Here is a 20,524-nt window from a genome sequence, read left to right as displayed (position 1 = left end):
GCGGGTACGAGGATGCTCATCACCTATGATGCCGAAACCAGTTCGCTCAAGATGCCAAGTCCGCGAACCTTGCGCCGGTGGATGTCGGCCTACGAGAAGGACGGTCTACCGTGTAGGTGTATTGCGTGGAGGCATTCGCCATCCACTGCCGGATCGCGTCGCGACCCGTGTAGGTATTGCCTTCGTCGGTAACCGTGGCGTCCTGCGTGAAGACCTCGGCGATGGCCTGCGCGTTGCCCTTCTTGTCGGCCGAAAAATACGCCTCAATCGCGTCTGGCAGTTCGATACTCATGATGGCTCTCCTGTCTGGGTAGGGATCGGTGGCAGCGACCAGCCTCGCCGCTTGACCTTTCGGGTCGGGACCGGCGCCACGAGCCAGAATTTATGGGTTTGACACAATGCGAATAAGCGGGACAAATCCGGATGTGGCGTTTGGACTTTCGGGATAATGGGAACCTACAAGCTGTCCGATTTCGACGCGGTCCTTGCGATTGCCCGCAGGGCATCGTTCCGGGCGGCCGCGCTGGATGTTGGGATGTCCACGAGCGCGCTCAGCAGCGCGGTCGCGAAGCTCGAGGAGCAACTCGGCGTGCGGCTTTTCAATCGCACGACCCGCAGCGTGTCGCTGACCGCCGCCGGGCAGCGTTTCGTCGATCAGGTCAACCCGGCGCTCAAGGACATTCACAGCGCGATCGACACGGTCCGCTCGCAGCAGGAAACTCCCACCGGCCTTCTGCGCATCAGTACCTTCGCCACGGCGGGCCGGGAGATCCTGGCGCCGCTTGTCCTTGAATGCCTGCGGCGATTTCCGGGGGTGCAGATCGACCTCGTGACCGAAGGCAACCTCATCGACATCGTTGCGGACGGTTTCGATTTTGGTGTGCGCAGTCAGAACATTGTGCCGACCGATATGATCGCCATTCCGCTGGGGCCCGCGCGGCGCTACGCGGTGGTCGCGGCGCCTGCCTATTTCGAAAGCCGGGAGCCGCCAAAGGTGCCTTCCGACCTGATGGCGCATGCCTGCATTCGGACGCGCCTGCCGAATGGGGCGCTCTTTCGCTGGCGGTTCGAAGCCGAGGGCCAGCCGGTTCTTGTCGATGTCGAGGGGCCGATCACTCTGGACGAAGCCAGCCTGGCGCGCATTGCCGTGCTTGATGGTCTCGGTATCGGGTTCTTCATGGAATCCGACGTGCGAGAGGACATCGACACGGGGCGGCTGGTGCGGGTTCTCGACGCGTGGACGCCGCCGCTGGCGCCGCTTTGCCTGTACTATCCGAGTCGGCGCAATCCGCCGGCGGCTTTCAAGGTCTTCGTGGATCTCGCACGGGAACTCGCGCGATCCTCAAGAGCGAGTTGAAGGCGTCGTGCTCATCCCGTCGCAAAAGCACGCAGTCATTATTTATAATTTGCTAACAAGAGGATAGATCATCTCCACCGGCAATGTTGCAAAAAGCACCAACCCGTGCTGGGCCAGGAAGAACGCCAACAAGCGGCGCCTGACCGCCGAAACGCGACCTACAATCTCTGCCCGGACGATTTGGGGGGGAGACGACTTGAGATCAGCCCGATATCGTTGATCAAACGGTGCGGCGGTGAAGGCTGCGCTGGATCTCCGCTCCCGAAGAGCGTCCCAAAGTCAGTCCGAGGTTAAGGCGAATGAGCGTACTCCGCCCCCTTGGCGTACGCCGCGGTCGGCTTCTCTAGTGTCCGACAGTCTATCGCAACTCGTGCATGGCGAGCGGGGCCTGACTGCAGTATCAGCGGCTTCTCGGGCCACTCCGCAAGAAACGCGCACTGCGTCGAGGTTTGCCATCGAGCGAGTTTGTACCCCCCATGGGTACAAGCTGTCGCGGAACTCGCGGACAGATCGCATGGTGATGCTGAGCCCGCGCGCGCCCGGCCTGGCGCATGGATGACCCGTCACCGCCGTGTCCCGGCGGTCCTGAGGACCGGCGCCTGACGTTCGGCCCAGTCGTAGAGATCGCTCAGGATGCCGCGCAGCGATTCTCCGCGGGGCGTCAGCGCATAGGTGACCTCGCGGGGGAAGAGGTTGGTCTCACGACGGCTGACGAGCGCACGGGCCGTCATCCCCGCGAGCCGTTCTGTCAGCACCTTGGCCGAAATCCGCGGCAACAGGGCCTGCAGGTCCGAGAACCGTTTCGGACCGTCGGACAGATGCCACAGGATCAGGGCATTCCAGCGATGGCCCAGAAAGCCCAGCCAATCCTCGGCCAGGCATTCATCGGGCCGGCAGACGCGCGGCAGATCGGGGGGCAGGTCGGGCATCGGGCTTCCCATTTGGTGAGTGCTGAGTCGGTGTGATCTGAGCGGGGGCGCGAACACTGACAGCCCTGCAGGCAAGGAACACGGCATGAACAGGATACTCATCATCGGCGGCTATGGCCATGTCGGTCAGAAGATCGCGCGGCGCCTCGTCGCGGCCGGTCAGCGCGTGACGATCGCCGGGCGGAGCGCTAGCAAGGCAACGGACGTGGCGGCCCGGCTTGGATGCGAGGGGACCGCGCTGGACCTCGCCCGGCCCGAGAGTTGGGGCGCTGCGCTCGACGCCGCCGATGCCGTGATCTGTTGTCTCGACACGTCGGATGCCGCGCTGGCGCGGGCGGTGGTCGAGCGCGGCGCACGGTATCTCGACATCTCGGCCACCGATGCGGTCCTGCGGCGGATCGAGGGGCTCGATCCCGTGGCGCGGCAGAACGGCGCGCTGGCGGTCCTGTCGGTCGGGCTGGCACCGGGACTGACCAATCTTCTTGTCCGCGAGGCCCGCGCGCGTTGCCCCGGGGCGCAACGGTTCCGGATCGGCGTGCTGCTGGGGCTGGGCGATACCCATGGGCCGGCGGCGATCGGCTGGACGCTGAACGCGCTGGCGCCCCTGTCGCGCGGCGATATCCGGCCCATGCGCTTTGGCGAGGACCGGCATGGTCAGCCGACGATCCCGTTCGACTTCTCGGATCAGCACAGCCTGATGCGCCGTGGGTATCCGGCCGTCGAGACGCGGCTGGCTCTGGGCTCGCCGCTGGTTACGCCCTTGACGTTGCGGTGGCTCGCGGCGGTGGCGAGCCGGCCCCGGCTGCGCCGCATCCTGGCGCGCGTTCTGCCGTTCTTCCGGTTCGGCAGCGACCGCACCGCTCTGGTGGTGGAGGCGTTTACCGATGCCGGGAACGCGCCCGTCTGCCGCCTGACGCTCGACGGGCGCGCGGAAGCCGAGATCACCGCGCTGGTGGCCGCCGAGGCTGCCCTTCGGCTTTCCGAGACAGGGGAGACGGGGGTACGCCATCTCGATGAGCTGCTGACGCTCGACGATCTGCGCGCGGTGCTGTGCCGGCACGGTTTGCGCCTGTCGGAAGGCTGAGGGCTTGGCCGTGGCAGAACCCCGCCGTCTGCCCCTCACATCGCCGACCATGTGGCGAAGACGACGATGACGAGCATCACCACACCGAGCCCGATCATCATCGGCACCGACAGGGCGGGGCGCGCGGTCCCTGACTCGGCCCCGCGTGCGATCTGCCAGCCCGACAGGACGACAAGGACGGCGCCCAGAAGGGTGCCGATCCATTCCATCGTGTAGAGCGCCCGCGACATCGGTTCGGCAGAGACCGGGAAGATTTCGGCCAGGTCCAGAACATACACCGCCACATAGCCCAGGCCGGCCAGAAGCGGCGTCACGCCCGCGCGGCCTCTTCGCAGGATGCGATAGCCCATGATCAGGCTCCCCAGCCCCAGGACCGTCAGGAAGATGTTGAACGCGGCCAGAACGGCGACGTCATAGGCTGGGAAACTGCGCGTCTCGACGATGCCGCCCGGCACCATCAGGGCAAGGTTCACGGCGCTCAGCAGGACGAATGCAGCGATGGCGCGGGGCAGGGTCATGACAGGGGGCCTTCGTTTTTCGATTGGGGAAGCAACGGGGTCATCAGAAGCGAAAAGGCGCGTTGCGACAGCGCCGCCTCGTCGCCGTCGGGCAGGCTGTCCGCGTGGCGGGCAAACCAGCGATCGACGGAAATCAGCACATCCAGCGCCACATCGGCCAGCATCGACAGCGGCAGGTCGTCGCGCACCGCGCCCACCGAGCGACCGGCGGCCAGCACGCCCTCGATCCGCGCGCGGAAGCCGGCCAGCTTGTCGCTGACGGCCTCTTGAGCGGCCTTTTCGCGATGCAGCGTGCGGACCAGCGCGGCGAGCGTTGCGTCCTGTTGAAAACGCTCGGTCAGGCGGGCCGAGAGCGTCGCGAGCGCCTTCCAGAACCCGGCAGGGTCGATATCCGCCAGCGCTTCGGGCGTGAACATCAGCCCGGCCAGCGGTTCGAGACGGCGCTCGAGCGTGGCGTCGAACAACGCGCCCTTGCCGGAAAAGTAGTGATAGGTCCGCCCCTTGCTTTCGCCCGCCGACGCGATGATCCGGTTGAGCGAAGCCCGCTCGAAACCATGCGCGACGAACTCCGCTTCCGCAGGATCGAGCCAGAGCGCCCGCTCGGGTTCCCCGAGTTCAAGGAAACGGGCGCGCGGGGAATTGGGTGAAGAAGATGGCATCGGGCGCTTTCCTGGACCGGTGGTCTAAACGTTCACACGGAATTAGACCGCTGGTCTAAAACTGTCAAGTCAAACCCGTTTCGCCGGGTACAAAAGACGCGCCATTGCGTGTTTGTTCAGCTTTCAGCGAAATCCGTGCGGGGCGCGGCGGTGAATTCTTCCCCAAGACTTGACGCAAGCGTGCTGCGATGCAGCATGGGCGCTGCAATCCCATGACGGAGCCGGTTCATGCCACAGCCCAACGCCGCAGCCCTTCGCGCAGGCCGTTCCGCAGGCCTTCCTGCGGCGTCGGCTTTGCCGGTTCAGGGGCTTCCGCCCGGCATCCTTTCGGCCATCATTGCAAGGGGGCCCGCCCGGCCGGTTTCCGTGGCGGCGCTAGGCGTTGCGCCGTCTGACTTGGGCGAATTCGTTGTCGTCCCGCTCGATGCCTCGCGGATGCGCGCGCGCCCTGGCGCGGATGACAGGCCGCTTTCGGAAATGGAGGCCGATGCGCCGATCACGCTGCATCTCGCCCGCGAGCTGGGCTTCGACCGCTTCGCGCTGATCGAGAGCGACGCGGAGGGCGGACAGGCGGCGACGGTCTATCACGGGCGTCTGCGCGCGATGCCGGTGCGCCAAGGGCCGGGCGCGATCAACGAGGCGCTGGAACGCATCGGCGTGCGCCCGGAAGGCGGGCGCGATGCCTTCGATACGCTGGGGCTGGGCAGCGTCGTTCAGGCCGGGATCGGCGCGTCCGGCTGATCGAACCAAGCCCTTTTGCGCAACAGAATGCCCCGGGGCCCTGACGGGCACCCGGGGCGCTATGTGGATACCATGATCGCCGGGCAGCGTTACTCGGCGGTAATCACCGTCATCACCAGATCGCCGTCCATGCGGACCGGCCCATCCTCGGAGGCACCCAGCGTGTATTCGAACACGCCGGTCGACATGCCGCCATCCTCGCCATGCACCATCAGCATCAGCATCTGGCCCGGCTCGACCGCTTCGGTCAGGATCGCGGCGACATCCGTGGTTTCGCCTTCGCGGATCGGGGCGTAGCCCACGACCGGGCCGGGCGCCATCTCGGCATCGGTGCGGTGAACGACCATCCAGCCATTGGCGGGCGCGACGATGCGCTCGGCGCTCACCACGCCGTTGGCAACGCTCTGATCCGAGGCTTCGACCATCGGCGCCATGTGATCGTCGGCCAGCGCGGGAGCGGCAAGGACGGTGGCGGTGGCGGCAATCGCGACAAGGCTTTTCATCTCTCTCTCCTGTTCAGGGACGGCGCTTTGCTGCGCCTGTGTCCGAGTTACGACAACAACGCGTCCAGAGTTTCACCACGCGCGCAGAAAATCCTTCGCGCGCCGGTCGCCTTCGCGCCGGGGCTGCGCTAGCGTTGCGGCATGTTCCCTGTCTGCAGCTTGGCCCCATGCGCGATGCCCTCTCCCTGACCGATCCCGAGAGCCGCAGCCGGATGCCCGCGCGCATCGGGCCGGCGCCGCCCGTCTTCATCGGCTCCGAGATCTACCGCGCCTTGCCTTTCGCGCGGCACCATCCTTTGTCGATCCCGCGCGTCTCGACGGTCATGGACCTTGCCCGCGCGCTGGGCTGGCTCCCGCGCGAGCGCTACATCGCCTCGCCCCGCGCCCGCACCCCGGCTTTGTCGGCGTTTCACAACCCCGTTTATCTCGAGGTGCTTCAGCGGGCGGAGGCCACGGGTGACGTGTCGGAAGCCGAGCGCGAACGCCACGGGCTGGGCACGCTGTCCAACCCGATCCATCCGCTGATGTTCACGCGCCCCGCCACCAGCGCCGGGGGTGCCCTGCTGGCCGCCGAACGCGTGCGGCATGGCGGGATCGTGCATGTGCCGGGCGCGGGCACGCATCACGCCATGGCCGACCGTGCCGGTGGCTTTTGCTATCTCAACGATCCGGTGCTGACGATCCTGCACCTGCGGCGGCTGGGGCTGCACCGCGTGGCCTATGTCGATATCGACGCGCATCATTGCGACGGGGTGCAGGCGGGGCTGGCCGGTGCGCCGGGCGTGCTGCTATTGTCGGTTCATGAAGCGGGGCGCTGGCCGTTCACCGGCGCGCTGGAGGATGACGGCGGGGGCAATTGTCTGAACCTTCCGGTCCCGCGCGATTTCAACGATACCGAGATGGCACATGTGCGCGAGCACCTGATCCTGCCCGCGATCGAGGCCTTCGCGCCCGAAGCGATCGTCCTGCAATGCGGCGCCGACGCGGTGACCGAGGATCCGCTCAGCCGTCTGGCGCTGTCGAACAACGCGCATGTCGGGGTGTTGCGCGCGCTCCGACGCATGACCGAGCGGCTGATCGTCACAGGCGGTGGCGGCTACAACCCGTGGTCGGTCGCGCGCTGCTGGACGCGGATCTGGGCCGAGATCGCGGGGCAGACCGTGCCCGACCGGCTGCCGCGCGAGGCGCAGGAGATCCTCGATGCGTTGGCATGGCCGGGCCGGGCGGCGGGCCGAAACCCGCCACGGGACTGGTTCGAGACCTTGATCGACCCGCCGCGACCCGGAACGCTCAGGCCCGGAGTCGCGGCAGGCGTGGCCACGCTGCGCGCCCGGCTTGCCGCCATCGCGCGGCTGCCGTGACGCCCGGCATGCCTACTGGCCTGTCAGACAGGATGGATGACCAGCGAAACCACGGCATAGATCATGAACGCCGTGATGGCCGCCAGAAACAGCGTCAGGGTGGGATAACGGAACATGGGATCCTCGCATTGTCGAAAATGTCAGACGGGGGCGACGATCAGCTCCGGGGGGCCGCGCGGATGCGGACGGGTGAGGGGCGCAAGGCCCGAGGGACGCGTCACAACGCGCCAGAGCACCTTGCCCGACGGGACCGGCGTCATCTCCGGGCGCTGCAGGGCAGGAAGCGCGGCATCGGTGCCAGGATCGGGTAAGGGAGGAAGCGGCACGGCGCGGTCGCTGGCCAGAGCCTCGGCCGTGCGCGGCTCGATCAGGACCAGAACGCGCTCGGCGCGCTCGTCCTGAACCAGTGCCTGCGCCACGGGGCCAAAGGCAACCAGACCCGCCAGGAACGCCACGGCCAGCATCCCGCCCCGACGCCCGAAGGCGCGCGACAGGCCCCCAAGGGCCACAAACAGGACAAGACGCAGGAGGTGCGTCATCATGGCTCAGCTTTCGCGCCGATTCGACAGAAGACGACATTGCGCCGGTCCGGGGCGAAATCAAGCCTGCGTCCCGCCTCCGGCGCGCGGGATCATCAGAAAGGTGTGATCCATGCGCCGGAACCGCGTCGATCCCGAGGGAGAGCTTCACGCCGTGCCACAGCGTCTGGTCTGGATGGGCAATCGCGGTTGTCTGCATGACTCAGAAGGGCAGATCCGCCGCCATCACCGGGGCCGGCGCTGGATCACCTGCGTGACCGCGTTCCGGGGGCGACAGCGGGACCCGATGCCCGCCGGACGCTACACCGCGCTGTTCTTCCTCGACGAGGCCACCGCCTATGCCGCCGGGCACCGCCCCTGCGCCGAGTGCCGTCATGCCGACTGGCAGCGCTTTCGCGCGCTCTGGGCCGAAAGCTTCGGCGACAGCCGGGCCGACGCCATTGACGCGGCCCTGCACACGGCACGGTGGGACGGCACGGGCCGGGTGCTTGTACCCGTGGATCCCCCGCAGGTCCCGGCCGGGGCGATGATCCGCGACGCGGGCGGGCCAGTGCTTCGGACGCCCACGGGCTGGGCGCGCTGGTCCTTCAACGGCTATCGGCCCGCACCCATGCCGAAAGGCCCTGTGCCGCTGTTGACGCCCGCGCCACTGGTGCGTCTGATGGCAAGGGGATTGCCGGTGCAGATCGACCCGACGGCGGCGGGGTGATTTGCTTGCTTTGTGCAGTAATTTCTGTTTCTGTCCCGGCGAACGGCTGAGGGAGGCGCCACGATGACCGAGAAACCCGTGATGGACTGGGAGGAATTCGCCCGCCTTGGCGCCGATATCGCCGCCTGGGGGGCCGCGTATCACCGCGCGCTGCCTGACCGTCCGGTCCGCGCGCCGCTCACGCCCGGTGCCATCGCCGCGCAATTTCCCAAGGCACCGCCCGAAACGGGGCAGGGGCTGGACGGCATCCTGTCGGAACTCGACGAAAAGGTCGTGCCGGGCCTGACCCATTGGCAACATCCGCGCTTCTTTGCCTATTTCCCCTCGAACGCGACGCCGGCCTCAATGCTCGCCGATTTCGCGGCCTCGATCATGGCGCAGCAATGCATGCTCTGGCAGACCTCGCCCGCCGGGACCGAGATCGAGACGCTGATGCTCGACTGGCTGCGGCAGGGGCTGGGCCTGCCCGAAGGGTTCCACGGCGTCATTCAGGACAGCGCCTCGTCCGCGACGCTGGCGGCGGTGCTGACGATGCGTGAGCGCGCGCTCGAATGGGCGGGGAATGCGCAGGGGCTGAGCGGGCAGCCCCGGCTGCGGGTCTATGCGTCGAGCGAAGTCCATACCTCGGTCGACCGCGCGATCTGGGTCGCGGGGATCGGGGCCGAGAACCTCGTGCGGATCCCGACGCAGGGGCCGCTCAGAGCGATGGACCCTGATGCCCTGAGGGCACAGATCGCCAGCGACCGGGCGGCAGGATACGTGCCCGCCGGAATAGTGGCCTGCACGGGAGGCACGGGGACGGGCGCCTGCGACGATCTGCGCGCGGTGCTGGCGGTGGCGCGGGAGGAAGGGCTTTATTCCCATGTTGATGCCGCCTGGGCCGGGGCGGCGATGCTGTGCCCCGAATTCCGCGATCTCTGGGCCGGGATCGAGGCCGCGGATTCGCTGGTGCTGAACCCGCATAAATGGATGGGCGTGCAGTTCGATTTCTCGGCCCATTACCTGAAGGATCCCGCCGCGCTGACAAAGACGCTGGCGATCCAGCCCGAATACCTGAAAACCCACGGCAAGGACGGGTTCGTCAATTACTCGGAATGGTCGGTGCCGCTGGGGCGCCGGTTCCGCGCGCTGAAGCTGTGGTTCGTGCTGCGGGCCTACGGGCTGGAGGGATTGCGCGCGGTGATGCGCGACCATGTGCGCTGGTGCGGGGATCTTGCCGAGACCCTGCGCGCCGATCCGCGCTTCGAGATCATCACCGAGCCGGTGCTGGCGCTGTTCACGCTGGCGCTGAAAGACGCGTCGGACGCGGACATGATCGCCTTCGTCAACCGCGTGAACGAGGACGGGCGGATCTATGTCACGCAGGGCCGCACGCAGGGCCGGATCGTCATGCGCTTCACCGTCGGCAGTTTCGCCTGTACCGAGGAGGATGTGCGCCTTGCGGGGGACGTGCTGAAGGACCTGGCGGACTGAGGCGCTTGCGGCACGGTTGGGGGCGCTGCCCCCAAACCCCCGGAGTATTTGCGGCAAAGTGAAAGGAAAGAGCGTGGAGATCGAGAGAAACGGGTTCAAGGCAGCTTTGGCCGCGGGCGAGACGCAGATCGGCTGCTGGGTCGGGCTGGCCGATGGCTATGCGGCCGAGATCGCCGGCGAAGCGGGATTCGACTGGCTGCTGATCGACGGCGAGCATGCCCCCAACGACATCCGTTCTATGCGCGAACAGCTGGCGGCGCTGGGCCGCTCGGCCTCGCATCCGGTGGTGCGGGTGCCGGTGGGCGAGACCTGGATCATCAAGCAGGTGCTGGATATCGGCGCGCAGACCGTGCTGGTGCCGATGGTGGAATCGGGCGCGCAGGCCGAGGCCCTGGTGCGCGCGATGCGCTATCCGCCCGACGGGATGCGCGGCGTGGGCGCGGCCCTGGCGCGGGCCTCGCGGTTCTCGGGCGTGGCGGATTACGTCAACAAGGCCGATGCGGAAACCTGCCTGCTGGTGCAGGTCGAGAACCGCGCGGGCATGGCGGCGCTGGACGACATCCTTGCGGTCGAGGGCGTGGACGGGGTGTTCATCGGGCCTGCCGACTTGTCGGCGGATATGGGCTATCGCGGCAATCCCGGCGCGCCCGAGGTGCAGGGCGCCATCGCCGATGCGATCCGGCGGATTCGGGCGGCGGGCAAGGCGCCCGGCATCCTGACCTCGAACGAGGCGCAGGCGCGCGAATGGATCGATATGGGCGTTACCTTCTGCGCGGTGGGCATCGACGTGCTGGTGCTGGCCAACGGGCTGCGCGCGCTGGCCGCCAAGTTCCGCTGACGCCGGGATGCGGGTTCTGACCTTCAACGTCCAGAACCTGCGCCTGCGCCATCCCGGCGGGCGCGAGCGGCTCGACGGCGCGCGCGACGGCGAAGGCGATGGCGAAGGCGATGGCAGGGCGGATCCGCTCGATTACGCGGATCGGCGGCTGACGGCGGGAGTATTGGCGCGGGCCGATGCCGATATCTGCGCGCTGCAGGAGGTCTTCGACCGCGAGACGCTGGATTATTTCCACGACCATCTGCTGCGCGCGACCGGGGCCGCGCCCTGGCCGTACCGCGCCTGTCTGTCGGGCAATGACGGTGGCGGGCGCGATCTGGCGGCGATGGCGCGCCGGCCCTTCGCCGCGCGCAGCGATGCGCGGCTTCTGCCCGGCGCGCTGGGGCTTGAGGGGATGCCGGGCGCGCGCGCCGATCTGCCGGTGTTCAGCCGTGACCTGCTGGAGGTGGGGCTGGGCGCGCTGAGCCTTTATGTCGTGCATTTCAAGGCGCCGTGGCCCGACCCCGACGCGGCGTGGCAGCGGCGCCGGGTCGAGGCGCTGGCGGTCCGCCGGGTGATCGAGACGCGGCATCCGGATCCGGGCGCGCTGTGGCTGGTGCTGGGCGATCTCAACGATCCCGGGCGTGACCCTGAGCGGGCGGTGGCGCCGCTGCTGGCGCCGTTCGGCGTGGATCTGACCGAGCGGATGGCCGAGGCCGAGCGCTGGACCTGGTGGCAGGACGACCACCGCCGGGGCTGTCCCGACGCGATGATCGCCTCGCCCGCTCTGGCCGCGCGCTGGCCCGGCGCAGTGCCGCGTGCGATCCGGGCGGGGCTGAGCCGCGAGGCGGGGGGCCGGCAGCCCCGGCTGGAAGATGTGGGCGCGCTCCGGCCGCGGGCCAGCGATCACGCGGCGCTGGTTCTGGATCTCGACGGTTTGTGAGCCGCGCGCGCGGGAAGCGAGATACACGCCTGACGCGACCGTCATCAATCTGTTACAAGGGACTGCGAGAAGCCCCGGGCAGGCCCCGTTCGTCCGGGCTGCGCGCCCAGTCCCGACCCGTCCCTCCGAGGCCCCGCCCTTGACCGCCATGACCGCTGATCTTGCCTCTTGCGGCGCCCTTCTGGACGCGCTTCCCGATCCCGCGATGCTTGTCGGGCCCGAGCGGCGGATCGTGCTGGCCAACCCCGCCGCGCGCGAGCTGTTCTCGGCCCCGCTGACCGGCGCGCTGGCCTTCAGCTATATCCGGCAGCCCGAACCGGCGGCGGCGCTGGAAAAGGCGCTGGCGGCGCTGTCGCAGCCGGGCCTGCCGGGCGTGCCGCTGGAAGCGCGGATGATCCAGACGACGCCCACCCGCGACACCGTGCTGCGTGTGCAGGCCGCGCCGATCCTGGCCGAGGGCGTGCAGCCCGGCGTGCTGGTCACGCTGCGCGATATCAGTCACGTCGAAGAGGCCGAGCAACAGCGCCGCGATTTCGTCGCCAATGTCAGCCACGAGATGCGCTCGCCACTGACCGTGCTGGCAGGATTCATCGAAACGCTGAAGGGCCCCGCGCGCGAGGACCCCGTGGCGACGGCGAATTTCCTCGACATCATGGAGCGCGAGGCCCAGCGCATGACGCGGCTGGTAAGCGATCTTCTGTCTCTCAGCCGGGTCGAGGGCGAGGAACGCGTGCGTCCGCGCGACCGCGTGTCGATGAGCGAGGTGTTGCGCGCCACGCTGGCCGCCTTGCGTCCGCAATTCGAGGATGCGGGCGTGCGCGTCGATTTCACCGATCTGCCCGATGTGCCGCCCATCGCCGGTGACCGCGACCAGCTGGTTCAGGTGTTCCGCAACCTTGTCGAGAACGCACTGAAATACGGCGGGTCGGGCGGGCGCGTCGAGGTGGGGATGCGGCTGATCGAACAGATGCCGGGCTTTACCGGGCCGGTCATCAAGGTCGATGTGCGCGATTTCGGCGACGGGATCGACGCCATTCACCTGCCGCGCCTGACCGAGCGGTTCTACCGCGTCGACGGCCACCGCTCGCGCGCGATGGGGGGCACCGGGCTGGGCCTTGCCATCGTCAAGCATATCGTCAACCGCCACCGGGGCCGTTTCGCCATCCGCTCGACGCGGGGCGAGGGCTCGACCTTTTCCGTCACGCTGCCACTGGGCTGACAGCGACCCGTCCTGACGACGCCCGGCCGGGCGTCAACGAAGTGTCACAATGCGCCGCTAAGGTGCGCCAGAAACAACGAGACCTGCCATGACCCGCGTTCACATCGATTCCACCTTCGACCAGGACCTTGAACAGATCCGCGAACTGATGCTTGCCATGGGCGGCCGCGTCGAGGAGGCAATCACCCTCTCGGCCAAGGCGCTGGAAGAGCGCGACGAGGATCTCGCGCAGAACGTGGTCGAGGGCGATCACGCCGTCGACCGGCTGGAAGAGGAGATCGACCAGAACGTCGTGCGTCTTCTGGCCCTGCGCCAGCCGCAGGCCGGCGACCTGCGCGCAGTGATCGCGGTGATGAAGATGGCCGCCGACCTGGAACGGCTGGGCGACTATGCCAAGAACATGGCCAAGCGCGTGGCCGTCCTCTCGGCCGGGCCGCAGATCGAGGGCGCCGGGTCCTCGATCCGCCGCCAGGCGCGGCAGGTGGGGCAGATGCTCAAGGACATGCTGGACGCCTTCGCCCGGCTCGATGTCGATCTGGCGCAGGATGTGATCCACCGCGATGTCGAGGTCGACCACATGACCAACGCGCTGTTTCGCGAATTCATCACCCACATGATGGAAGACCCGCGCAACATCTCGGCCTGCCTGCATTACACCTTCATCGCCAAGAACGTCGAACGGATGGGCGATCTGGTGACCGGCGGCGCCGAGCAGGTGATCTTCCTTGCCACCGGCGAGCGCGTGGGCGACCGGCCCAAGGGCGACAGCACCGCTACCATCGACATGAAGCCCGAGTGATGTTCATGGGCCGCACCGATACGCCCCTCGTCCTCGTGGTCGATGACGAGCCCGCCCAACGCGCGCTTCTGTCCTACAATCTGGAAGCCGCCGGTTTCCGTGTCGCCACCGCCTCGGACGGCGAAGAAGCGCTGCTTCTGGTCAGCGAGGAAGCGCCCGACGTGATTCTGCTCGACTGGATGCTGCCGCGCGTCTCGGGGATCGAGGTCTGCCGCCAGCTCAAGGCGCAGAAGGGCGGCTCGGATGCGGCGATCATCATGGTCTCGGCGCGCTCGGACGAAACCGACCGCGTGCGGGGGCTGGAAACCGGGGCCGACGATTACATCACCAAGCCCTATTCGGTGAACGAGCTTCTGGCGCGCGTGCGCGCCAACCTGCGCCGGGTGCGTCCGGCACGGGCGGGACAGGTGCTGGAAGTGGGCGACCTGACGCTCGACCCCGAAGCGCACCGCGTCCACCGCGCGGGACAGGAGCTGCATCTGGGCCCGACAGAGTTTCGCCTTCTGTCGGCGCTGATGGAGAAACCGGGTCGCGTCTGGACCCGCGAGGCGCTGCTCGACCGGGTCTGGGGGCGCGACATCTATGTCGATACCCGCACCGTCGACGTGCATATCGGCCGGCTGCGCAAGGCGCTGATGGCGAAGGGTGGCGAGGATCCCATCCGCACCGTGCGCGGCGCGGGCTATTCGCTGGATTGACATCCCGGTCCCGGGCCTGTCGGATCGCCGCATAAGCGACGAGAGGCCCGCCATGATCCCCCAGAATCCTGCCCAGAACTCCGCACAGGGCTACCAGCCCGATCCCCGCAACGAGGATGTGCTGGTCTGGGTCAATGGCGATCTGGTGCCCAAGGCGCAGGCGATGGTCAGCGTCTTCGATGCGGGTTTCGGCTTTGGCGACGGCGTCTGGGAAGGTCTGCGGCTGGTGCGCGGAACGGTCCTGCAGCGCGAGGCGCATCTCGACCGGCTGTTCGAGGGCGCCTGTTCGATCGCGCTGGAAATCCAGCAGGGACGGGACGGCATCAACGCCGCGATCGACGCGGTGATCGCCGCCAACGGGATGGAGGACGGCGCGCATCTGCGGCTGATGGTGACGCGGGGCGTGAAATCCACCGCCAACCAGGACCCGCGCTTCATCGTCGCGGGGCCGACGGTCGTCATCACCGCCGAGTACAAGACCCCGCGCCCCGAGGCGAAGAGCAGAGGCATGACGCTGTTCACCTCGACCTTCCGGACCTCGCAGCCCGATGTCTTCGACCTGCGGCTCAATTCGCATTCGCGGCTGAACCTGATCCAGGCGCTGATCCAGGCGATCAACGCGGGCGCGGACGAGGCGCTGATGCTCGACCCGCGGGGCTTCGTGGCCTCGTGCAACTCGACCAATTTCTTCATCGTGCGGGAGGACGAGATCTGGACCTCGACCTCGGCCTATTCCTTCAAGGGGATCACGCAGGGTGCGGTGATCGCGGCCTGCCGGGCCGAAGGGATCGTCGTGCGGGAATGTGATTTCACGCTGGCGCAAGTGTATTCGGCGGATGAGGCCTTTGTCACCGGCACGCTGGGTGGCGTGACGCCGGTCTGCCGGATCGACGGCCGGGGGATCGGAGACGGCAAGCCCGGTCCGACGACTGAGCGGGCACGCGCCCTGTACGAGGCGGCGGTCTACCCGTAAGCAGGGCACCGCCCGGCACGGCTCCCGCCCACCCACCCCGCCGCGCCGGGCGGCGCCCCTTTGACCCGGGCGCGCGCGGCGGCTAGGGTGATGCGCCAGCCATCCCGCCAGCCCGTTCCCCGACCGGGGTTTCCGGTCGCTTCCTGAAAGGATCGCTCATGTATCTTGCCATGAACCGCTTCACCGTCCCCGCCGAGAACGCCGCCGCTTTCGAGGCGATGTGGCTCGGGCGCGACAGCCGCCTCAACGAACTCGACGGGTTCGTCGAGTTCCACATGCTCAAGGGCCCGGAAGAGGACGGCAGGATCCTCTATGCCTCGCATACGGTCTGGGAAAGCGAAGAGCATTTCCGCGCCTGGACCCGGTCGCAGCAATTCCGCGACGCCCATGCCCGCGCCGGGCAGGGGAGCCAGAAACTGCACGAGGGCGCGCCGCGTTTCGAGGGTTTCACGGCGATCCAGCATCTGGCGTCGACAAAGGCTGCCTGAGCGAGGGAAAGGGAGGGGGCTGTCTGCCCCCTCTTGGCCTGCGGCCAATTCACCCCCGAGGATATTTGCGGAACAAAGACGGGGGCCGCGCCCACGCGGGCGTGACCGGGGCGCGGCAGGATAGGCCTTGACCCTTCCGGGGTTTCGCCCGACCTTGCGCCCGCCTGCGCGGCCCGGTCGCGCCCTGTCATGGATCGCGCGCCGCATGTCTTCCCGAACGCCCCCTTTCGCCGCTTTCGAATGGTCGATCGCCTGGCGCTACCTGCGCGCGCGCCGCGCCGAGGGCGGGGTCAGCGTGATGACGGTGATCTCGCTCGTGGGCGTCGCGCTGGCGGTCTTTGCGCTGATCGCGACGCTGGCCGTGCGCTCGGGGTTCCGGACGGAATTCGTGGGCACGATCCTGGGCGCCAATGCCCATGCGACGATCTATTATTCGGGCGCTGTCGATGAAAGCGGGCGCCGGAACAGCACGATTGCCGATTTCGACGCGGTTGCGGAACGGCTGGCCGGGGTGCCGGGCGTCACCAGCGCCGCGCCACTGATCAAGGGGCAGGTCATGGCGGCCAATCAGGGCCGCAACGCAGGCGTCGAGGTGTTCGGCATCCGCGCGGACGACCTGAGGCAGATCCCCGGCATCGCGCAATCCGAGCGCGCGCGCGGCGATATCGACCGGTTCGGCGAGGGCATCGCCATCGGCGAGGGCGTGGCGCGCGAGATCCAGGCGCGGGTCGGCGACCGGATCCGCATCATCTCGCCCGAGGGGGTGCAGACGGCCTTTGGCACCTCGCCGCGCGTCAACAGCTACGAGGTGGTCTATATCTTCAGCGCCGGGCGCTACGATATCGACCGCACGCGGGTCTACCTGCCCTTTGCCGAGGCGCAGAGCTTTTTCAACCGCGACGGCGTGGCCGACGAGATCGAGGTCATGGTCGAGGATCCCGAGAGGGTCGAGACCATGATCCACCCGCTTCTGAGCGCGGGCGGCGAGCGGGCGATGGTCTGGACCTGGCGCGACAGCGCGGGCGGTTTCCTGCGCGCGCTCGATATCGAGGACAACGTGATGTTCATCATCCTGTCGATCCTCGTGCTGATCGCGGCGATGAACATCATTTCGGGGCTGATCATGCTGGTCAAGAACAAGGGCCGCGATATCGGCATCCTGCGCACGATGGGGCTGAGCGAGGGCTCGATCCTGCGGGTCTTCTTTCTGTGCGGATCGCTGATCGGGGTTGTCGGCACGGCGATCGGGGTGATCGCGGGCTGCCTGTTCGCGCTCTATATCGACCCGATCTTCGCCTTCGTGAATTACCTGTCGGGCGGCGGCGCCTGGGACCCGTCGGTGCGCGGCATCTACGCGCTGCCGGCGGAATTGCGGCTTGAGGACGTGCTGAAGGCGGTGGGGCTGTCGCTGGGCCTGTCCTTTGTCGTGACGATCTTTCCCGCCCGCCGGGCCGCGCGGATGAACCCGGTGGAGGCGCTGCGCTATGAGTGAGAAAGCGCTGATCCTGGAGCAGATCACCAAGACCTATGCCGGCGAGGCGAGCGGCCCGGTCGAGGTGCTGCGCGGCGCCTCGCTGGAGTTGGCGCGCGGCGAGGTCGTGGCTTTGGTGGCGCCCTCGGGGGCCGGGAAATCGACGCTCCTGCATATCGCGGGGCTGCTCGATACCTGCGATGGCGGTCGGGTGGTGATCGGTGGCACCGACATGACGGGGCTGGGCGACCGCGCGCGCACCGCCGCGCGGCGCCGGCAGGTGGGCTTCATCTACCAGTTCCACCACCTGCTGCCGGAATTCACGGCGGCCGAGAACATCGTCCTGCCGCAGCGCGCGAATGGTGTCGCCACGGCCACGGCCAGGGCGCGCGCGGCGGATCTGCTGGCGCGCGTCGGGTTGGAGCATCGCGGCGATCACCGGCCCGCGCAGCTGTCGGGGGGCGAGCAGCAGCGCGTCGCCTTCTGCCGGGCGATGGCCAATGCGCCGCGCATCCTGCTGGCCGACGAGCCGACCGGCAATCTGGACCCCGGGACCTCGGATCAGGTGTTTGGCGTGCTGATGGATCTGGTGCGTGATACCGGGCTCTCGGCGCTGATCGCGACGCATAATCTGGAGCTTGCTGCCCGGATGGACCGCGTTTTGCGTCTGGAGGCGGGCAGAATTGCAACGCCCTGAGGCGGAATCCCGGTTCCGGCCCACGTTATATTGACTCTTCTCCCCCGGTTTCGGCCAAGTGGCCCTGTTCACAGGCGCTGCCACGCCGTTGATTACAATCACTTTCCACCGGGGGGTTGGAATGAAGTTCTTGCAAAGGGCCGCGCTTGCGGCCGCGATGCTCTGCGCGGCGGTTGCGCCGAAAGGGGCCGAGGCCGAGGCGATCGTCGCCCGCGTCAGCGTCGAAACCCAGACCATGCATGTCTATCTGGATGGCCAGCTGCGCTATGAATGGCCGGTCTCGACCGCGCGGGCGGGGAAATACACGCCGCGCGGCGAATGGCAGCCGCAATGGCTGTCGCGCTGGCACCGCTCAAGCCTTTACAACAACGCGCCGATGTATTTCGCGATCTTCTACGACGGCGATTACGCCATCCATGCCACCGATGCGGTCAGCCGGCTGGGCCGCCCGGCCAGCGCCGGCTGCGTGCGCCTGCACGAGGATAACGCCGCGCTGCTTTTCGCCATGGTGCAGGAGCAGGGGATGGAGAACATGCGCGTCGTGGTGGTCGACTGACGCCCACCACCTGCGCCCCGGCTGCAACAGCGCAGGCCCCCGATCTGGGGGTTGACGATTTGCGGTACCCAAGGTCTGGCGGGCGCCCTATAGTCGCTGTGGATTTGCCGTCAGCCACCCCGATGGAGAGGTCATGCGCTGCCCGTTTTGCGGAAATGTCGATACCCAGGTCAAGGATTCACGCCCGGCCGAGGACCATGTCTCGATCCGCAGGCGGCGCTTCTGCCCGGCCTGCGGCGGGCGTTTCACCACTTATGAGCGGGTGCAACTGCGCGATCTGGTGGTGGTGAAATCCTCGGGCAAGCGCGAACCCTTCGACCGCGACAAGATGGAACGCTCGATCCGCATCGCCATGCAGAAGCGCCCGATCGAGCCCGAGCGGATCGAGCAGATGATCTCGGGCATCGTGCGGCGGCTGGAATCGATGGGCGATACCGACGTGCCCAGCCGGGTGATCGGCGAGATCGTGATGGAGACGCTGGCGCGGATCGACACGGTCGCTTATGTCCGCTTCGCCAGCGTCTACAAGAATTTCCAGGCGGCGGATGATTTCGACAAGTTCGTGAGCGAATTGCGCCCGCCGGTTCTGCCCGACGACTGATCGGACGACGATAGGCGCGGAAGCGGCGGCCGGTGTTCCGGCGTCGAGGGCGCGCCAGAAGCGAGTATTTTGGGCAGGGTGAAAGGAGGCGCGGTGAGCGAGACCGACCGTCGGTTCATGCGGCTGGCGCTGGGGCTGGCGTCGCGCGGGTTGGGCAATGTCTGGCCTAATCCGGCGGTGGGCTGCGTCATCGTGCGCGAGGGGATCATCGTCGGGCGCGGCTGGACGCAGCCGGGCGGGCGACCCCATGCCGAGTGTCACGCGCTGGCGCAGGCGGGCGAAGGCGCGCGCGGCGCGACCGCCTATGTTACGCTGGAGCCTTGCGCGCATCACGGCCGCACGCCGCCCTGTGCCGAGGCGCTGGTCGCGGCGGGGGTGGCGCGCGTGGTCAGCGCGATGACCGATCCCGATCCGCGCGTGTCCGGCCGGGGCCATGCTATGCTGCGCGACGCCGGGATTACCGTTGCCGAGGGGGTGGAAGAAGCCGCCGCGCGGCGCGTGAATGACGGGTTCCTGCGGCGGGTGAGCGACGGGCGGCCCTCGGTCACGCTGAAACTGGCGTTGACGCTCGATGCGCGGATTGCCACGGCGACCGGCCAGTCGCGCTGGATCACCGGGGCCGAGGCGCGGCGCCGCGTGCACCTGATGCGCGCGCGCCATGACGCGGTGCTGGTCGGGGCGGGAACGGCGCGCGCCGATGACCCCGACCTGCGCATCCGCGATCTGGGGATTGACCGGCAGCCGGTGCGCATCGTCGCGGATTCGCGGCTGGGGCTCTCGCCCGATTCCCGGCTGGGGCGCAGCGCGCGCGAGGCGCCGGTCTGGCTGTTGCACGGCCCGCAGGCGACCGAGGTTGCGCGCATGGCCTGGGCCGCGCAGGGCGCCGAGCTGATCGCCTGCGAAAGCGACCCGATGGGGCGCATCGACATCGCCGACGCGCTGCGCCAGCTGGGCGCGCGCGGTCTCACGCGGATCCTGTGCGAGGGCGGCGGGGGGCTGGCCGCGACGCTGATCGGCGCGGGCCTTGCCGATGAGCTGGCCGTGTTCAGCGCGGGCCATCTGTTCGGCGCCGACGGCACGGCGGGGCTGGCCGCGATGGGCGTGACGGGGATCGGGGCCCCGGATTGGGTGCTGGAACACGCCACGCCCGTCGGGGCCGATCTTTACCACCACTGGCGTCGTCGGCGGGGCTGACACGCAGCCTTAGCGGGCGCGGGAGGTCGCGCCGATTTTAGCGAGGCACCGCAAATCCGCCCGTTTCGCTGCACACTTGTGCCACAGTGCAGCGAAAGGCTGAACGGGTGAGAGTTGAATTCCCCCGCAAGCGGTCCCAGATATAGCCGTGAACCGGACGCCGCGGGGCCGGGACGGGAGCTTTCTCGTGTTAGC

Annotated in this window: 24 protein-coding genes; 18 read left to right on the top strand and 6 right to left on the bottom strand. The window is 68.1% G+C overall.

Annotation, left to right across the window (positions count from 1 at the left end; all coding sequences use genetic code 11):
* Positions 1-46: 46 nt before the first annotated feature.
* Positions 47-292 carry a nuclear transport factor 2 family protein gene (locus C4N9_RS06165; protein WP_109532419.1) on the bottom strand — a complete coding sequence of 82 codons (246 nt, stop codon included), beginning with the start codon at positions 290-292 and terminating at the stop codon, positions 47-49.
* A gap of 156 nt (positions 293-448) precedes the next feature.
* On the opposite strand from C4N9_RS06165, the gene C4N9_RS06160 reads away from it, so the two are divergent.
* Entirely contained in the window at positions 449-1,357 is a 909-nt protein-coding gene (locus C4N9_RS06160) for a LysR family transcriptional regulator (protein ID WP_109532418.1), read from the top strand.
* A gap of 563 nt (positions 1,358-1,920) precedes the next feature.
* Here C4N9_RS06160 and C4N9_RS06155 read toward each other — a convergent pair.
* Positions 1,921-2,286, bottom strand: coding sequence for a winged helix-turn-helix transcriptional regulator (locus C4N9_RS06155; RefSeq protein ID WP_109532417.1), 366 nt, complete (start codon positions 2,284-2,286; stop codon positions 1,921-1,923).
* An 85-nt stretch (positions 2,287-2,371) separates the two neighbouring features.
* On the opposite strand from C4N9_RS06155, the gene C4N9_RS06150 reads away from it, so the two are divergent.
* The gene (locus C4N9_RS06150; protein ID WP_109532416.1) at positions 2,372-3,370 is read left to right on the top strand and encodes a saccharopine dehydrogenase NADP-binding domain-containing protein; all 999 of its coding nucleotides are present in this window, start codon (positions 2,372-2,374) and stop codon (positions 3,368-3,370) included.
* A 35-nt stretch (positions 3,371-3,405) separates the two neighbouring features.
* On the opposite strand, the gene C4N9_RS06145 is transcribed toward C4N9_RS06150, so the two are convergent.
* Both C4N9_RS06145 and C4N9_RS06140 read right to left on the bottom strand, forming a co-directional pair.
* Positions 3,406-3,888 carry a DUF8051 family protein gene (locus C4N9_RS06145; RefSeq protein ID WP_109532415.1) on the bottom strand — a complete coding sequence of 161 codons (483 nt, stop codon included), beginning with the start codon at positions 3,886-3,888 and terminating at the stop codon, positions 3,406-3,408.
* On the bottom strand, positions 3,885-4,547 hold the full coding sequence (locus C4N9_RS06140) for a TetR/AcrR family transcriptional regulator (RefSeq protein WP_109532414.1): 663 nt from the start codon (positions 4,545-4,547) through the stop codon (positions 3,885-3,887). The genes C4N9_RS06145 and C4N9_RS06140 overlap by 4 nt, the downstream gene beginning before the upstream one ends.
* Before the next feature lie 396 nt (positions 4,548-4,943).
* Between C4N9_RS06140 and C4N9_RS06135 the strand changes: the two genes are divergently transcribed.
* The gene (locus C4N9_RS06135) at positions 4,944-5,288 is read left to right on the top strand and encodes a hypothetical protein (protein WP_109532413.1); all 345 of its coding nucleotides are present in this window, start codon (positions 4,944-4,946) and stop codon (positions 5,286-5,288) included.
* An 89-nt stretch (positions 5,289-5,377) separates the two neighbouring features.
* Here the strand turns inward: C4N9_RS06135 and C4N9_RS06130 are convergent, their stop codons facing one another.
* Positions 5,378-5,791 (bottom strand): DUF7282 domain-containing protein, encoded by a 414-nt coding sequence (locus C4N9_RS06130; RefSeq protein WP_109532412.1) that lies wholly within the window; start codon positions 5,789-5,791, stop codon positions 5,378-5,380.
* A 212-nt stretch (positions 5,792-6,003) separates the two neighbouring features.
* Here C4N9_RS06130 and C4N9_RS06125 point away from each other — a divergent pair, with 212 nt between their 5' ends.
* On the top strand, positions 6,004-7,152 hold the full coding sequence (locus C4N9_RS06125) for an acetoin utilization protein AcuC (RefSeq protein WP_109532567.1): 1,149 nt from the start codon (positions 6,004-6,006) through the stop codon (positions 7,150-7,152).
* A 140-nt stretch (positions 7,153-7,292) separates the two neighbouring features.
* Here C4N9_RS06125 and C4N9_RS06120 read toward each other — a convergent pair whose 3' ends face one another.
* Positions 7,293-7,694 (bottom strand): hypothetical protein, encoded by a 402-nt coding sequence (locus C4N9_RS06120; protein ID WP_109532411.1) that lies wholly within the window; start codon positions 7,692-7,694, stop codon positions 7,293-7,295.
* Positions 7,695-7,803: 109 nt separating this feature from the next.
* Between C4N9_RS06120 and C4N9_RS06115 the strand changes: the two genes are divergently transcribed.
* From C4N9_RS06115 to ribD, 14 genes are all read left to right on the top strand, one after another.
* Positions 7,804-8,400: a hypothetical protein gene (locus C4N9_RS06115; RefSeq protein ID WP_109532410.1), complete on the top strand. Its 597-nt coding sequence runs from the start codon at positions 7,804-7,806 to the stop codon at positions 8,398-8,400.
* Between the two features lie 81 nt (positions 8,401-8,481).
* Positions 8,482-9,873 carry a pyridoxal phosphate-dependent decarboxylase family protein gene (locus C4N9_RS06110; RefSeq protein WP_109532566.1) on the top strand — a complete coding sequence of 464 codons (1,392 nt, stop codon included), beginning with the start codon at positions 8,482-8,484 and terminating at the stop codon, positions 9,871-9,873.
* A gap of 73 nt (positions 9,874-9,946) precedes the next feature.
* Positions 9,947-10,711 (top strand): 4-hydroxy-2-oxoheptanedioate aldolase, encoded by a 765-nt coding sequence (hpaI, locus tag C4N9_RS06105; RefSeq protein ID WP_109532409.1) that lies wholly within the window; start codon positions 9,947-9,949, stop codon positions 10,709-10,711.
* A gap of 7 nt (positions 10,712-10,718) precedes the next feature.
* Positions 10,719-11,633 carry an endonuclease/exonuclease/phosphatase family protein gene (locus tag C4N9_RS06100; RefSeq protein ID WP_109532408.1) on the top strand — a complete coding sequence of 305 codons (915 nt, stop codon included), beginning with the start codon at positions 10,719-10,721 and terminating at the stop codon, positions 11,631-11,633.
* Positions 11,634-11,781: 148 nt separating this feature from the next.
* On the top strand, positions 11,782-12,852 hold the full coding sequence (locus C4N9_RS06095) for a sensor histidine kinase (RefSeq protein WP_109532565.1): 1,071 nt from the start codon (positions 11,782-11,784) through the stop codon (positions 12,850-12,852).
* An 88-nt stretch (positions 12,853-12,940) separates the two neighbouring features.
* Complete coding sequence (gene phoU, locus C4N9_RS06090; protein WP_109532407.1) at positions 12,941-13,651, top strand: phosphate signaling complex protein PhoU; 711 nt, start codon at positions 12,941-12,943, stop codon at positions 13,649-13,651.
* Positions 13,652-13,656: 5 nt separating this feature from the next.
* Positions 13,657-14,349 carry a phosphate regulon transcriptional regulator PhoB gene (gene phoB / locus C4N9_RS06085; protein ID WP_109532564.1) on the top strand — a complete coding sequence of 231 codons (693 nt, stop codon included), beginning with the start codon at positions 13,657-13,659 and terminating at the stop codon, positions 14,347-14,349.
* A gap of 52 nt (positions 14,350-14,401) precedes the next feature.
* On the top strand, positions 14,402-15,322 hold the full coding sequence (locus C4N9_RS06080) for an aminotransferase class IV (RefSeq protein WP_109532406.1): 921 nt from the start codon (positions 14,402-14,404) through the stop codon (positions 15,320-15,322).
* Positions 15,323-15,480: 158 nt separating this feature from the next.
* Positions 15,481-15,810 (top strand): heme-degrading protein HmuQ, encoded by a 330-nt coding sequence (gene hmuQ, locus C4N9_RS06075; protein WP_109532405.1) that lies wholly within the window; start codon positions 15,481-15,483, stop codon positions 15,808-15,810.
* A gap of 205 nt (positions 15,811-16,015) precedes the next feature.
* Positions 16,016-17,302, top strand: coding sequence for a lipoprotein-releasing ABC transporter permease subunit (locus C4N9_RS06070; protein ID WP_109532563.1), 1,287 nt, complete (start codon positions 16,016-16,018; stop codon positions 17,300-17,302).
* Positions 17,295-17,978, top strand: a complete 684-nt coding sequence (locus C4N9_RS06065; RefSeq protein ID WP_109532404.1) for an ABC transporter ATP-binding protein — start codon at positions 17,295-17,297, stop codon at positions 17,976-17,978. Before C4N9_RS06070 ends, C4N9_RS06065 begins: the two co-directional genes overlap by 8 nt.
* Before the next feature lie 121 nt (positions 17,979-18,099).
* A complete protein-coding gene (locus C4N9_RS06060) occupies positions 18,100-18,534 on the top strand; it encodes a L,D-transpeptidase (RefSeq protein WP_109532403.1) in 435 nt (144 codons plus the stop codon).
* Between the two features lie 133 nt (positions 18,535-18,667).
* On the top strand, positions 18,668-19,135 hold the full coding sequence (gene nrdR / locus C4N9_RS06055) for a transcriptional regulator NrdR (RefSeq protein WP_109532402.1): 468 nt from the start codon (positions 18,668-18,670) through the stop codon (positions 19,133-19,135).
* Between the two features lie 93 nt (positions 19,136-19,228).
* Complete coding sequence (gene ribD / locus C4N9_RS06050) at positions 19,229-20,329, top strand: bifunctional diaminohydroxyphosphoribosylaminopyrimidine deaminase/5-amino-6-(5-phosphoribosylamino)uracil reductase RibD (RefSeq protein ID WP_168192135.1); 1,101 nt, start codon at positions 19,229-19,231, stop codon at positions 20,327-20,329.
* The last annotated feature ends 195 nt before the right edge of the window (positions 20,330-20,524 follow it).

The sequence above is a fragment of the Pararhodobacter marinus genome (assembly GCF_003122215.1).
Classification (GTDB): Bacteria; Pseudomonadota; Alphaproteobacteria; order Rhodobacterales; family Rhodobacteraceae; genus Pararhodobacter; species Pararhodobacter marinus.
This window is presented reverse-complemented; position numbering and strand designations above follow the sequence as displayed.